Origin of the sequence: Gleimia sp. 6138-11-ORH1 (assembly GCF_024814355.1) — a bacterium.
GTDB lineage: Bacteria > Actinomycetota > Actinomycetes > Actinomycetales > Actinomycetaceae > Gleimia.
Map to the genome: position 1 here is coordinate 659,095 of NZ_JANUXV010000001.1, position 13,763 is coordinate 672,857.

A 13,763-nucleotide genomic window follows, 5' to 3' on the forward strand; every position below is an offset into this window, starting at 1 on the left:
ACTAGTATCCGCCGTTTTTTGGAGCAACCGCACCCTTGCGTCGTGATTTCGCTAGGGCCTGCGCCCACTGAGCCTGCGCGGGAGTTAGTTTCTTCCGGGCAGACACCCCGCCAGAAAGGGAGACATTCACAGTCCCATCCTTGGTGGCCCCCTGTAGTCCAGTGCCCCGCCAAGCATGACAGATCGCAATCGCAATCGCGTCCGCAGCGTCCGCCGGTTTCGGTGGTTTCGCTAACCCCAGAATACGGGCAACCATCGCCTGCACCTGGGCTTTAGAGGCCACACCATTTCCGGTGACAGCAGCTTTTACTTCCGAGGGCGTATGGATAGCCAGCGGTAGTCCTGCCCGCGCCACAATCACCATCGCTGCGCCCATAACCTGCATAGTTGTAGTCACTGACTGGAGGTTATCTTGGGCAAAGACTCTTTCAATAGCCACCACATCCGGCTGGTATGTTGCAATGACGCGTTCAATTGCATCCGCAATAGTTTGCAACCGGAAGTGGGTGGCGATAGCTTGTTGAGAGCGGGCTACTTCTACGTGCACTAAGCTGGTGCGACGCATTGGATCTACATCTATAACTCCAATACCGCACCGAGTAATACCAGGGTCAATCCCAAGAACACGCACGCTGAATTAGTCCTACCGGCTTATTCAGCGTCTTGGAACTGTGCCAGTACTTCGTCAGATGCTGTGAAGTTAGAGTAGATATTCTGAACGTCATCAGAGTCTTCTAACGCATCAATTAGTTTCATGATCTTCTGTACGCCTTCAAGATCCAGCTCTACCTTTGTAGCTGGAACGAAAGAGGCTTCTGCTGAATCGTATTCAATCCCGGCATCTACCAGTGCAGAACGTACCTTAACTAAGTCAGTAGCTTCAGAGATGACTTCAAACTTTTCGCCTTCATCGGTTACTTCTTCTGCCCCTGCGTCCAACACGGTCATGAAGATAGTGTCTTCGTCTACGCCGTCAGCTTTCGGTACTTCGATTACACCCTTGCGGGTGAACAGGTAGGATACGGAACCTGGGTCAGCTAAGGAACCGTTATTGCGGGTGAAAGCAACGCGTACGTCTGCGGCAGCGCGGTTACGGTTATCGGTAAGGCACTCTACCAGCACGGCCACGCCTCCGGGACCGTAGCCTTCGTACATGATGGTTTCCCAGTCGGCTCCGCCGGCTTCCGCACCGGAGCCACGCTTAACTGCGCGGTCAATGTTATCGGAAGGAACCGAGTTTTTCCGCGCCTTTTGAATTGCATCGTAGAGGGTTGGGTTTCCCGCTGGGTCGCCGCCGCCGGTGCGGGCAGCAACTTCAATATTCTTTACCAGGCGGGCAAAGAGTTTGCCTCGCTTAGCGTCAATCGCGGCTTTCTTATGTTTAGTGGTGGCCCATTTAGAGTGACCTGACATGAGAAGTTCCTCCAGTTAGATGCGAATCGGCGCTTGGTTAAGCACCGTTTTCATTGTACTCGTCGATTTTAACGCATTCACCGTCCCAACGGTTACTGTAAAGCGTGGAAATAATCTCGGTTAGTTCCGGCGGGTAAATGAATGCTTCTTTAGAAAGCTCCTCAATTTCTGAGATCGGCACCCACCGCAGATCGTCAATTAGAGATTTTTCACTTGTGGTCCACCGCGAAGAATCAACTTCAAACCGCTCAGTGCGCACTAAAAACATATATTCAATCTGCCTGCGCGGGCGGTCAACAAACTTAAATAACCCGTCTCTTTCTACTACCGGTCCCACAACTTCGTGTGGTTTAGCTTCATATCCAGTTTCTTCAAGGAGTTCCCGTTGGGCTGCTTCTAAGGCGGTTTCTCCGGCTTTGATTCCACCTCCAACAGTGAACCACCAGCGGTAATTCACATCATTAGAGTCGTGTCCAAGCATAAGCAGGGCGTAACCGTCCTCGGAAATAATAATTACTCGCGCTGCCTGCCGGGTGGGTATCCCATCTGCGCCCAGGGGCCATTCTTTTTTCGCTAAGAAACGATATTCTTCTGGTTCTTTCATGCGTGACCTTCCCAAGCGTCTGCCAACAGTTGGCGGGCTTCCCCCAACAGTTGGGGCACGGCTTTAGTTTGCGCAATAATCGGGAGGAAGTTCGCATCCCCTGCCCAGCGGGGCACCACATGCTGGTGCAGGTGGGCGGCAATTCCGGCTCCCGCTACGTCACCTTGATTCATTCCCAGGTTGAATCCCTGCGGGTGAGCTACCGCGCGAAGCACTCGCATAGCTGAAGCAGTTAGCTCCCCTACTTCTTGTCTTTCCGCGTCAGTGAGTTCAGGATACTCTGCCACGTGACGGTACGGGCAGATCAGCAGATGCCCAGAGTTATATGGAAACAGGTTCATCAGCACGAAAGCGGCTTCACCGCGGTGCACGATTAAGCTACTTTCATCTGTTTGGGAGGGCGCGCTACAAAAGGGGCAGTCGCAAGCCGCTTTTGACACTGGTTTGGCTTCTCCTTGGATATAAACCGCGCGGTGCGGAGTCCACAGGCGGCTGAAGCCATCGGGGACACGCGCGAAAGTGGCAGCGTCCTCGTAGTTAGGAAGTGGGTTGGGAGTTTCCATCGTTTTCCTTTCTTTTCCGAGGACGCTGCGGGAGTCTTTTAGTTCTTTTTAATCGTTCACGCGATTACGAATCGCCTGCAAGATCCGTTCGATGGCTTGTGCCACAGGTACTTGATTGTCTTGGCTTCCATCACGTAGGCGGAAGGAAACTGCTTCAGCGTCCACGTCATCACCACCGGCGATCAGCGTGAATGGAATCTTATCCTTGGAAGCGTTACGAATCTTCTTACCGAAGCGGTCATCTGAACGGTCTACTTCCACGCGGACACCTTCAGCGCGAAGCTGCGCAGCGATTTCTTCCAAGTAGTCTTCGAACTTTTCTGCTACGGGGATGCAACGCACCTGGACGGGAGCTAGCCAAGCGGGGAATGCACCTGCATAGTGTTCAGTCAGTACTGCGAAGAAACGCTCAATGGATCCAAAGAGGGCGCGGTGGATCATTACCGGACGCTGGCGGGAACCATCCGCAGCGGTGTATTCCAATTCAAAGCGTTCTGGTAGGTTAAAGTCCAGCTGAATTGTGGACATCTGCCAGGTGCGTCCAATTGCATCTTTAGCTTGGACGGAGATTTTCGGACCGTAGAAAGCGGCTCCACCTGGGTCTGGTACCAGTTCCAATCCGGAGGCTTCTGCTACTTCTGCGAGGGTGCGGGTAGCTTCTTCCCAGGTTTCGTCGTCTCCAACGAACTTTTCTTCATTCTTAGTGGATAGTTCCAGGTAGAAGTCGTTTAAGCCGTAGTCTTTAAGCAGGTCGAGGACGAAAGTTAGTAAGCTGGTTAGCTCATCTTTCATCTGTTCTCTGGTGCAGTAGATGTGTGCGTCGTCTTGGGTGAAGCCGCGTCCACGTGCCAAGCCGTGTACCACCCCTGATTTTTCATAACGGTAGACGGTACCGAATTCGAATAAGCGCAAAGGTAGTTCGCGGTAGGAGCGTCCGCGGGAAGCGAAAATCAGGTTGTGCATTGGGCAGTTCATGGGCTTCAAGTAGTAGTCTTGCCCCGCCTTAGTGATTTCCCCAGTTTCTGGATTGCGTTCTTCATCAATCGAAAGTGCCGGGTACATTCCGTCCTTGTACCAAGAAAGGTGCCCGGATTTTTCAAAGAGAGCTCCCTTAGTAATGTGGGGGCTGTAGACAAAATCGTAGCCAGCTTGCACGTGACGTTTGCGGGAGTATTCTTCCATCTCCATACGAATAATTCCGCCCTTAGGGTGGAAGCAAGCTAAACCTGAGCCGATTTCTTCTGGGAATGAGAAAAGATCAAGTTCAGTTCCCAGTTTCCGGTGATCGCGTTTTTCTGCTTCTGACAAGCGATGGAGGTAGGCGGCCAGTTCTTCTTTGGTGGGCCAAGCCGTGCCGTAGATCCGCTGAAGTTGCGCGTTCTTTTGGTTCCCTAACCAGTAGGCGGCAGAGGTTTTTAACAGTGCGAAACCGTTGCCAATTAGTTTTGTATTTGGAATATGGGGGCCGCGGCAAAGATCTGACCAAGCGACTTCTCCGTTACGACGCACATTATCGTAGATAGTTAGCTCTCCCCCGCCAACTTCTACGGAGGCACCTTCACCCAAATCTGCACCTTTAGCACCGATTAGGTGAAGTTTATGAGGTTGATCTGCCAGTTCTACGCGGGCTTCTTCCTCAGTAACTACGCGACGTACAAAACGCTGTCCTTCTTTCACGATCCGCTTCATGACCTTTTCAATTTCTTTCAGGTCTTCCGGGGTGAAAGGCTCTACGTTGCCGAAGTCGTAGTAGAAACCGTCAGTTACTGGTGGCCCGATCCCCAGGTCCACCTGCGGATTAATTTGTTGCACTGCCTGCGCCATCACGTGAGTACAAGAGTGGCGGAGGATTGCCAGACCAGCAGGAGAATTAATGTCGATACCGGATATTTCTGCTCCGGCTGGAATTTCAGCAGCCAGGTCTGTTTCTACGCCGTCTACGTACATTGCGATGATGTTCTTTTCGTTTGCGTAGTATTCCAGACCGGTGAGGCCAGCTTCGATTGCTTTAGCTTCGCCGTCAATTACTGCTTGGATTTCAGCCACAACAGCTCCTTGGTTTAAATCGGGGTAATGATTATCGATAACTTATCTTTGATTTTACCCGCTTAAAGCGGTTTAGGGAAAAATAAAATAGCCCAGCGACCTGCTGAGCTACTTAATCTTTTATTTGAGGTGAGTACCGGATTCGAACCGGTGTAAACGGTTTTGCAGACCGGTGCCTAACCTCTCGGCCAACCCACCGCGATTCCCACGTTGGTTGGAATCAGAGCGGATGACGGGACTCGAACCCGCGACCCTCACCTTGGCAAGGTGATGCTCTACCAACTGAGCCACATCCGCGTTTGTTACTGAACTTTGTCCGGCAACAACTTTTACTTTACAGACTTTTTCTTACAGATGCAAAACGAGTTGCTTGAGATTTGCCCCACTGCACAAAAACCGTGAGTTTCCCGAATTTCCGCTTTTATCTAAGTCCCTAACCTGAGCTAAACTGAGGGTAAGAAGTAGCTAGATTACAGAAAAGGAAACCTCATGTTAAACGAATCACACGAGATTGAAGAATCCGCCACCCAAGAGGAGGAAGTGAACCTTCTACCTCTCACCGATGAAGATGTTGAATGGCTTGAAGGCGTCTTAGATACGGCAGCTGAACTAGAAATCGCCCTCGACAATCAGTCCATCAGCGCCTTTTTTGAAGAAGCAAAACAAACTTGGTACGAAAAAGATGAAACTCAACGTGAAGATCCCACCGGATACATCGCCACTGTTGGTGTCTTAGCTGGACAACTAATTGTCGAAGAACATAACGGCGACTGGGTACTGGTAGAACTTCCAGAAGGAAACCAACTAGGAGTTGTCGATCCGGTAGCTGAAGTTGTCCTACTCCCCCTTGATACTGTTGCCGAAATCTGGTTCGGAGAAGTAGACCTTACTATCGCTGAGTTCATTGACGAATGCCGCTCAGACCGACCTGACTATGAGAACCCAGCTGAGCTTCCCTTAGCTGAAGAAAGCGGTTGCGGCTGCGGTGGTTGCGGTTGTAACTAATCCGTTTTAACTAACTGAATGCCCTGTTTGCGCACCCGTACCAGTTTACGAATGCGCAAACAGGGCATTTAAACCAGCGTAGAAACTTGCTAGCCTCATGAAAGATCATTGCTCGGGCCCCCAGAATGAAACACAAACTTGCGTGGATAGAACAGCTCCCCTAGAGGAATATCTGACTGTAGTCCCTCCTGCGGAATAATTCCAAAGAGTCTGCCCCTCGCTTGTATTTGCAATACTTTAACTACACGCAACCTGTTCCTTCTCCGTTGAATGACACCTGGTTACGAGTGAACTTACACAATGCAAAAAAAGAGCCAACGCTTGATTGACTCTTCCGAAAGGATAGTGGGCGATACTGGGATCGAACCAGTGACCTCTTCCGTGTCAAGGAAGCGCGCTACCACTGCGCCAATCGCCCGAGCGGATGACGGGACTCGAACCCGCGACCCTCACCTTGGCAAGGTGATGCTCTACCAACTGAGCCACATCCGCGACACACTCAATGAGTGCACAACCAAGTGTAGCAAAACCAAACGCGAATGCAAAATAACCTTCAATAGCTTTCTAAACGGCGCGCCAACTGGGCAGCATGCCTCTTAGAATCTAAGCTAAATACTGTGTTTGATACTGATAATCTTCGGGTAGTACCGAAGGAAACTTCTCCGAAAATAACTCCCCCAGCAGAGTTTTTGGACGCTTTACTCTCCCTGCGTAAGGTGAGTGTCCCAACACACCTATCCCTCTCTGAAATCCCTGCCCCATCTAAAATCACTCCTTTTTCTGCTGCCCTCTACGTGCAGACTCCATTAGAAGAAGATGACCTTCCGGTAGCTAACGGACGCTTCATCGTCCTATACGACCCCAAAACGAATCTAGAGTGGGGTTCAAAATTTCGGATAATTATTCAAGTCCGCGCCGAAATGGATGCTTCCATCGGAGCTGACCCCCTTTTAGGAGAGGTTATCTGGAGCTGGCTCCACGACGCTTTGGACCATAACCTAACTGACGTTCACCACCTGAAAGGCACCGTCACGCGGGAACATTCCGAAACATTTGGCAATCTTGAACTAACTCGTTCTGAAGTTGAAATCGAACTCAAAGCCTCCTGGTCCACTAACGGTAATGACCTTTCCTCGCATTTAGCTAGTTGGCTTGATATCGTAGACTACGCGTACGCACAACAAGATCCCGAAAATCTTCTTACAGGACCAGCCCTCTATGGACTCTGAAGCTAAATTAATTATTCACCCCAAAGAGGGCACCCCAGATCTAATCGACACCCCTGAGGAACTGGCAGCAGCCTGCAAACTGCTGAAAAAATCCACTGCACCCGTCGCCATCGACGTAGAACGTGCCGGGGGCTACCGCTATTCTAACCGCGCTTACCTCATCCAAATCAGACGCGAAGATGTTGGCACTTTCCTAATCGATTCAGCAGCACTCCCCGACCTAGCTAGCCTAAACCAGCCTTTAAGTAACGCGGTTTGGATTCTGCACGACGCGGACCAAGATATTGCTTCTCTACGGCTTGCAGGTTTAGAAATCCCCGAACTTTTTGACACTATGTTAGCTGCCCGTCTGCTGGGACTGCAAAGATTCGGTTTAGCCGCAGTATGTGAACAATTCTTGGGTCTTACTTTGGATAAAAACCATCAAAATGATGACTGGTCTACCCGCCCACTTCCACGAGCTTGGCTGCGCTACGCCGCTTTAGATGTTGAACTATTAACTGATTTATATCGCGCAATGTCAAAGAAGCTCTATGCCAATAACCGGTGGGAATGGGCAGTTGAAGAGTTTGCTAATATCCTTACTCGACCGGTTAAACCAGCTGACCCGCAAAGATGGCGGACAATCCCCGGAGCAGGAAAGATCAAAATCCGCCGAAACCTGGCGATTTTAGAAGAACTATGGACTACACGGGAAAAAATCGCCCAAGAAATCGATATTGAACCCACCCGCCTAATCAGCAATAAACTACTTGTTGAATTAGCGTTACAACCACCACGAAATACACGGCAATTTTTAAATAATCAACAACTGCGTCGCCCTCGCACTCGTAAATATCTCGATCAGTGGATGGCAGCGATTAGTCGCGGCAAGTCACGTTTAGAAGCAAAACTCCCCGATCTGCGACGCCCTTATAGTCCCGGACAGTTTCCTAAAGTAACCGCGTGGAAGTCAACCGACCCGGACGCTCATACTCGCTTGCAACATATTCGCACCCACGTAAAAAACCTGGCTGCGAAACTAGAAATTGACCAAGAGATTCTCTTAGATACACGGATTCAACGTCATATTGCCTGGCATAATATCCGCTACCAAGGTAGCGATCTAACAGCTTTTCTTCGCCGCCACGGGGCGCGCCAATGGCAGATTGAGTTCATCTTTAAAGACCTAGCACGTGCCATTAAAACTATGCCGGCATAGTTCAGCTTCAACCGGCACTGCCCGCGCGAAACTCCACCAACCCTCAGCACTTAAAGACATTCAGCGAAGGTAATCTAAGATTTTTTGAGTTACTGCCTGCGCATCCAACCCGATTCGGCTCATAATCTCACCGCGAGTAGCATGCGGTAAAAATTCTTTCGGCACCCCAAAAGAAACAACCGGCGTAAATACCTTCGCTTTCGCCATCTCTTCTCTTAAACACCCGGCATAACCGCCAGAGTCTAAACCGTCCTCCAAACATACAACCAGACGGGCTTTCGCCAGACGATCCACTAACTCAGCTTTTACCGGCAAAATCCACACCGGGTCAATCACTGTCACCTGCGGAAAATCTTTACTTTCGAGGGCGCCCTCGGAAAACTCTGCGCAAAGCTGCTGGGCCACTGCTAAACCAGTTCCTGCCAACGCTCCAGTAGCCACAATCACTACTTCCCCAGCTTCACCCACAGAACGACCTGCCAAAACATCACCATAAGCGGCAGACTCCAAAGCGCTGATAGGATCTGGGAGCGCCCCCTTCGGGTAGCGAACTAAAGTGGGTCTATCATCAACCTGCACAGCGCGACGCAAGCTGGCTCGTAAAGTCTGCTCATCTCGCGGGGCAGCCAATTCCAAACCAGGCACAATCGACATCAGGGAAATATCCCACATCCCATTATGAGAAGCACCATCATCGCCAGTTACCCCAGCGCGATCTAAAACGAAAGTAACCCCTGCCTTATGCAGGGCCACATCCATCAGCACCTGGTCAAAAGCGCGATTTAGGAAAGTCGCATAAACTGCGAAAACTGGGTGCGCCCCAGCAAAAGCCATCCCCGCAGCTGCAGTTACTGCGTGCTGCTCTGCAATACCAACATCAATCACTCGTTCCGGGTATTTTTCAGCCAAAGGAAGCAATCCCACCGGAGCCATCATCGCAGCAGTAATCCCCACCACCTGCGGGAATTCCTCAGCTAACTTAACAATTTCATCAGCAAATACAGAAGTCCAGCCAAATCGAGATGGAACCAAAGGTAAGCCAGTTTCAGGATGAATCACCCCCACCGCGTGGAAACGATCCGCCACATCTTCCTCTGCAGGCACGTACCCGCGACCTTTTTCTGTAATTACGTGCACTAAAACAGGCCCACCCAGCCCCTTCGCACGCATCAAAACCGTCTCTAAAGCAGGCAAATCATGGCCATCAACTGTACCTAAATACTTCAAACCTAATTCCGCAAACATAGCATTAGGAGCTACCAGTTCTCGCATTCCAGCTTTAATCCCATGCAGAGCATCAAAAGCCAGTTCCCCTGGTTTTCCATGTGAAAGCAGGTGTTTTTTCCCCCAGGCCAATGCTTTTTCATAAGTCGGAGACGTCCGCAGAGCGTCTAAGTGCTGAGCTAGGCCACCGATTGTAGGCGCATAGGAACGTCCATTATCGTTCACAACAATAATCACGTTACGGCTTTCATCGTCAGCTAAATTATTTATCGCTTCCCAAGCCATTCCCCCAGTTAATGCCCCGTCACCTATTACTGCGACTACGTGGTGCGGATTGCCCTGACGCTGGTATTCACGGGAAATTCCATCAGCCCACGAAATCGCGGTGGAAGCATGGGAGTTTTCCACTACATCGTGGATAGATTCAGTCCGGCTCGGATATCCAGAAACCCCTCCGGCTTGACGCAAATGTGAAAAATCCTGGCGCCCTGTTAAGAGTTTATGCACATATGACTGGTGTCCGGTGTCAAAGATCAAGGTATCTGCCGGAGAATCAAACACTCGGTGTAATGCCATGGTAAGTTCAACTACACCTAGATTTGGCCCCAAATGACCACCGGTACGCGAAACTGCCTCCACTAAATAATGGCGGATTTCCTGCGCTAACTGAGGAAGTTCACCGGCTGAGAGTGCCTTTAGATCGGCTGGGCTGGAAATAGCATTAAGTAAGGGCCCTAAGGAAGGATTTTCAGTCATAGATCTATTCTAAAGCCTGAAACGCCATGCTTCGAATAGTTCTTCATACTTGCGCCCATTTGGTGCTTAACTCCAAATGAAAAAACGGACATAAATTGGGTAAAAGACCCAGAGCAAATGAATGGTTTCTTTCAATCTCCAGGGTAAATTAGAAGAAGATAATTCAGAGCATTTTCACAGTTAGGACACCCATGGTTATTAAACAGCGGTATGGCACTTGGGACTCAGCAATTACCGCAGAGGCTATGGCTACCGGATCCATTGGACTTTCTCAGGTAGTCGCCTCCGACACTGGCACCTACTGGGTCGAACAGCACGCCACCGCGAATGCGCGCAATGTACTGATCCAACATACTGATGCCGCTGGGAGTATTGAGGTGCTTCCCCAGTTCAAAGATGGATCCCTACCGAATGTGGGTACTCGGGTACATGAATACGGTGGAAAATCCTACGCCGTAAGTGAGGGGCTGATAGTTTTCTCCCACCTCGATGACAATCTAGTTTACTGCTACAACCTGAATGAACCCCAGGCGGGGTTAATTCCCCTCACGAATTCTTCACTTACCCGCTACGGTGATTTTGAAATTAACCTTTCGCAAAATACGGTTTACGCCGTTTGTGAGGATCATTCAGCCGGTGAAGAACCGCGTAACTATTTAGTGGCAATTCCCCTTGATGGTAGGGGCGCTCAGGTGGAAACTGCAATTGAGGTGATTTTTGCCCGATCAGATTTTGTAGTTGCCCCCACGCTTTCGCCAGATAAATCTAAACTTGCTTGGATTACTTGGAATCACCCACATATGCCCTGGCAACAAAGTGCTCTGAAAGTAGCTGAAATCCAAGATAATCGACTAATCAATGAGATTACTTTAGTTAATGAAAACAATGTTGCAGTCTGTGAACCACGTTGGACCATGCAGGGAGATTTAATCCACATCGATGATTCAAGTGGCTGGTTAAACCTATACCGAACTGAAGGTTTCTCGCAAACAGGTAGCGCAGTTACTTCTGCCTCGCAGTGGCAAAAAACGTTACGCACCCGTCGTCTCCACCCCGGAAACCGAAACTTTTCCCAACCCGCCTGGCAGTTAGGACTTCACTCTTACGACGTGTTAGATAACGAGCACCTGATTTGTTCCTGGGTACAAGATGGCTTCTGGCAACTGGGAACAGTTCGTTTAGATAACGGGCAGCTTGAACCCTGGTCTGTTGGATGGTGGCCACTTGGTAATATTTCCGTTGCTAACGGTAAGGTTTTCCTGCTTGCAGATAATGCCCATGAGCCTGCTGCCATCATCGAAGTTAGTGCGGGGGTAACTAAGGTTTTACGTTCCTCAACTAACTTACAGTTAGAATCAACCGATATTTCTACAGCCAAAGCAATTTCTTGGCCCACCTCTGATGGGGATACCTGCCACGGATTTTTCTATCCGCCAGTAAACTCTAGATTTATTGGCGCTGACTTTGAATTACCTCCCCTAGTAGTTATGGCCCACGGTGGTCCCACTTCAGCTTCTCGTCCCGGCTTTAATTTAGGGAAACAATTTTGGACTTCCCGCGGGTTCGCCGTATTAGACGTGAATTATCGCGGTTCTTCCGGTTGGGATAGGAATTACACTGATAAACTTCAAGGCCGCTGGGGCATCACTGATGTGAATGACTGCAATGATGGTGTTAAATACCTGGTGCAGCATGGAATTGTCGATGGTAAACGCGTTGCCATTCGCGGTGGCTCTGCCGGTGGCTTCACTGTTTTAGCTGCGTTGGTAAGTGCAGACGTTTATACTGCTGGCACCTCGTTATATGGGGTGGCAGACTTAGCTTTGCTCGCTGCCGAAACTCATAAATTTGAATCACGTTATTTAGAGGGGCTACTGGGAACAGCCGATCTTGAAGATCCTGTTTTTACGGAGCGCTCGCCTATCCACCAGATTGATCAGATTACGGCACCGTTACTGCTGTTACAGGGAGAGGATGATAAGGTCGTTCCCCCATCACAGGCAAAAACTATGTACGCAGCTTTACAAGCCCGTCACCATCCAGTGGAGTTGGTAATTTATCCGCAGGAAGGACACGGCTTCAGAAAAGCTGCGAATATTATCGATGCCTACCAAAAAGAGTTAGACTTCTATCTAAAGACCTGGGGTTTATAAACCCTCCTTGCGATCAAGATTTGGAAGATTCAATGGTACCTAAACCAGTTGAAACGATTAAACAACCTCCCCAACGTCTTTTAGAAGCATTCGCAGATTCTGTGCGCCCTTGGCTGAAGCTGCCTAAGTCATGGAGAGTATTTTTCGATGCGGAAGCACGTAGCCTGTTTTTACTTTGTGTTGCCGCTGTTTTAGTGGGTATCTCTACCGGTCTAATCGCTGCTTCATTCCGTTTGGGGATCCAATGGGTAGTTTACCTACGCTTCAAATTGATTGATATGCTGGTGATTTCTCCGATTTTAGGATTCTTTATTTTCATCGCTATCACTACTATTCTCACCGGACTTTCAGCACTTTTAGTTGCTAAAGTTTCCCCGGATGCGGAAGGTTCGGGGATTCCCCGTGTCGAAGCGATTGTTAATGGGCATCTCCAGCCGGGACGTTCCCGTATCCTCCCAGTTAAGTTTGTGGGTGGATTGATGGCTATCGGGTCGGGACTAATGTTAGGCAGAGAAGGTCCTCTGGTACAGATGGGTGCTACGGCCGCCTACACGGTGAATAAGTATTTTCGCCTGCGTGAAGATGATCTACGCGTTTTAATGGGTGCCGGTGCGGCAGCTGGATTAGCTACGGCTTTTAACGCCCCCATTGCCGGTGGGGTTTTCGTCCTCGAAGAGTTATTAAGACGCTTTGATCTTCGTACTACCTTAGCTACTTTAGTTGCTTCTGGCTCTGGCTTCATTTCTTCGATTCTGCTGGTTGATGCCCGTTTCGAGTTCTTCATTGGTTGGGCGCCGAAAGTATCTAATACTTCCGTTCACTGGGTGGTGCTAATTGGCATTATCTGCGGGTTCTTAGGGATTCTGTATAACAATTACGTGATGTGGTGCCTGCGGTTTGCGGACACATTAAAACCACCTGCTTTTATTCGCGGGGGTGTAGTTGGTTTAATCATTGGCTGTGTAGGTTGGTTTACTCCAGCTTTAGTTGGGGGCGGAGATAATCTTACCCAAGAGGCACTGCTCGGTAACGGGGGGCTTGGCTTAGCTGCAGCGATCCTCCTGGTGCGTTTCGTTTTAGGTCCGATTTCTTATGCGGCGGGAACTCCGGGAGGATTATTCGCCCCCCAGTTGGTAATTGGTTCGACTTTAGGGTTAATGATTGGGATTATCGCCAACCAGTTACAGCCTGACTACTCTCCTTCACTGGCTGCAGCTGCTTTAATCGGTTTAGCCGCTTTCTTTTCTTCTACCGTGCGCACACCGATTACTGGAATGATTTTAGCTACTGAAATGACCGGTAACGCTTCAGTTTTACCAGCTATGTTACTGGCTTGTGCTTGTGCGATGTACGTAGCGACAGTGGCTAAGTCAGATCCGATTTATGAAAGACTGGCTCGGCGTTTTGAACGCAACGTGGACTTATACCGGTTGCGCAGTATGTGGCAGAAAGTAACTGAAACTAGTGTTAGGACGATTCGTCCTTTCCGGGTGCGCTTATCTTCTTCTGGTAGTTCTGTCTCGAGGGCGATGAAAAACTCTGATTTAGAAAGATGAGGTACTAAAAGCT

At 49.7% G+C, this 13,763-nt stretch carries 11 protein-coding genes and 4 tRNA genes; 5 read left to right on the top strand and 10 right to left on the bottom strand.

The genetic code is table 11. The features are described 5' to 3' along the window. Window position 1: 1 nt before the first annotated feature. From ruvC to NXS08_RS02800, 7 genes are all read right to left on the bottom strand, one after another. The gene (gene ruvC, locus NXS08_RS02770; protein WP_259136986.1) at window positions 2–631 is read right to left on the bottom strand and encodes a crossover junction endodeoxyribonuclease RuvC; all 630 of its coding nucleotides are present in this window, start codon (window positions 629–631) and stop codon (window positions 2–4) included. A gap of 20 nt (window positions 632–651) precedes the next feature. Then, window positions 652–1,413, bottom strand: coding sequence for a YebC/PmpR family DNA-binding transcriptional regulator (locus NXS08_RS02775; protein ID WP_259136989.1), 762 nt, complete (start codon window positions 1,411–1,413; stop codon window positions 652–654). A 37-nt stretch (window positions 1,414–1,450) separates the two neighbouring features. Further along, a complete protein-coding gene (locus tag NXS08_RS02780; RefSeq protein ID WP_259136992.1) occupies window positions 1,451–2,017 on the bottom strand; it encodes an NUDIX hydrolase in 567 nt (188 codons plus the stop codon). Next, window positions 2,014–2,580 (bottom strand): HIT domain-containing protein, encoded by a 567-nt coding sequence (locus NXS08_RS02785; RefSeq protein WP_259136995.1) that lies wholly within the window; start codon window positions 2,578–2,580, stop codon window positions 2,014–2,016. The genes NXS08_RS02780 and NXS08_RS02785 overlap by 4 nt, the downstream gene beginning before the upstream one ends. Before the next feature lie 48 nt (window positions 2,581–2,628). Further along, window positions 2,629–4,626: a threonine--tRNA ligase gene (thrS, locus tag NXS08_RS02790; protein ID WP_259136998.1), complete on the bottom strand. Its 1,998-nt coding sequence runs from the start codon at window positions 4,624–4,626 to the stop codon at window positions 2,629–2,631. A 127-nt stretch (window positions 4,627–4,753) separates the two neighbouring features. Beyond that, window positions 4,754–4,824 (bottom strand) — tRNA-Cys (locus NXS08_RS02795). 26 nt (window positions 4,825–4,850) lie between these two features. Beyond that, a tRNA-Gly gene (locus NXS08_RS02800) sits at window positions 4,851–4,923 on the bottom strand. A gap of 192 nt (window positions 4,924–5,115) precedes the next feature. Between NXS08_RS02800 and NXS08_RS02805 the strand changes: the two genes are divergently transcribed. Further along, window positions 5,116–5,631 carry a hypothetical protein gene (locus NXS08_RS02805; RefSeq protein WP_259137000.1) on the top strand — a complete coding sequence of 172 codons (516 nt, stop codon included), beginning with the start codon at window positions 5,116–5,118 and terminating at the stop codon, window positions 5,629–5,631. Window positions 5,632–5,977: 346 nt separating this feature from the next. On the opposite strand, the gene NXS08_RS02810 is transcribed toward NXS08_RS02805, so the two are convergent. Both NXS08_RS02810 and NXS08_RS02815 read right to left on the bottom strand, forming a co-directional pair. Further along, window positions 5,978–6,049: transfer RNA gene (locus NXS08_RS02810), tRNA-Val, on the bottom strand. 1 nt (window position 6,050) lies between these two features. Then, window positions 6,051–6,123, bottom strand: a tRNA-Gly gene (locus NXS08_RS02815). Between the two features lie 125 nt (window positions 6,124–6,248). Between NXS08_RS02815 and NXS08_RS02820 the strand changes: the two genes are divergently transcribed. Both NXS08_RS02820 and NXS08_RS02825 read left to right on the top strand, forming a co-directional pair. Then, the gene (locus NXS08_RS02820) at window positions 6,249–6,860 is read left to right on the top strand and encodes a DUF3000 domain-containing protein (protein ID WP_259137002.1); all 612 of its coding nucleotides are present in this window, start codon (window positions 6,249–6,251) and stop codon (window positions 6,858–6,860) included. Next, window positions 6,850–8,061: an HRDC domain-containing protein gene (locus tag NXS08_RS02825; protein ID WP_259137004.1), complete on the top strand. Its 1,212-nt coding sequence runs from the start codon at window positions 6,850–6,852 to the stop codon at window positions 8,059–8,061. The genes NXS08_RS02820 and NXS08_RS02825 overlap by 11 nt, the downstream gene beginning before the upstream one ends. A gap of 60 nt (window positions 8,062–8,121) precedes the next feature. On the opposite strand, the gene dxs is transcribed toward NXS08_RS02825, so the two are convergent. After that, window positions 8,122–10,041 (bottom strand): 1-deoxy-D-xylulose-5-phosphate synthase, encoded by a 1,920-nt coding sequence (dxs, locus tag NXS08_RS02830; protein WP_259137006.1) that lies wholly within the window; start codon window positions 10,039–10,041, stop codon window positions 8,122–8,124. Between the two features lie 191 nt (window positions 10,042–10,232). Here dxs and NXS08_RS02835 point away from each other — a divergent pair, with 191 nt between their 5' ends. Beyond that, window positions 10,233–12,194, top strand: a complete 1,962-nt coding sequence (locus NXS08_RS02835; protein ID WP_259137009.1) for a S9 family peptidase — start codon at window positions 10,233–10,235, stop codon at window positions 12,192–12,194. A 32-nt stretch (window positions 12,195–12,226) separates the two neighbouring features. After that, window positions 12,227–13,750: a ClC family H(+)/Cl(-) exchange transporter gene (locus NXS08_RS02840; protein ID WP_259137012.1), complete on the top strand. Its 1,524-nt coding sequence runs from the start codon at window positions 12,227–12,229 to the stop codon at window positions 13,748–13,750. Window positions 13,751–13,763: the final 13 nt, after the last annotated feature.

Excerpts from the sequence above, each read along its gene's own strand:
- NXS08_RS02775 (WP_259136989.1), bottom strand. The coding sequence starts at position 1,413 with ATGTCAGGTCACTCTAAATGGGCCACCACTAAACATAAGAAAGCCGCG.
- NXS08_RS02780 (WP_259136992.1), bottom strand. The coding sequence starts at position 2,017 with ATGAAAGAACCAGAAGAATATCGTTTCTTAGCGAAAAAAGAATGGCCC.
- NXS08_RS02785 (WP_259136995.1), bottom strand. The coding sequence starts at position 2,580 with ATGGAAACTCCCAACCCACTTCCTAACTACGAGGACGCTGCCACTTTC.
- NXS08_RS02805 (WP_259137000.1), top strand. The coding sequence starts at position 5,116 with ATGTTAAACGAATCACACGAGATTGAAGAATCCGCCACCCAAGAGGAG.
- NXS08_RS02825 (WP_259137004.1), top strand. The coding sequence starts at position 6,850 with ATGGACTCTGAAGCTAAATTAATTATTCACCCCAAAGAGGGCACCCCA.
- dxs (WP_259137006.1), bottom strand. The coding sequence starts at position 10,041 with ATGACTGAAAATCCTTCCTTAGGGCCCTTACTTAATGCTATTTCCAGC.
- NXS08_RS02835 (WP_259137009.1), top strand. The coding sequence starts at position 10,233 with ATGGTTATTAAACAGCGGTATGGCACTTGGGACTCAGCAATTACCGCA.
- NXS08_RS02840 (WP_259137012.1), top strand. The coding sequence starts at position 12,227 with ATGGTACCTAAACCAGTTGAAACGATTAAACAACCTCCCCAACGTCTT.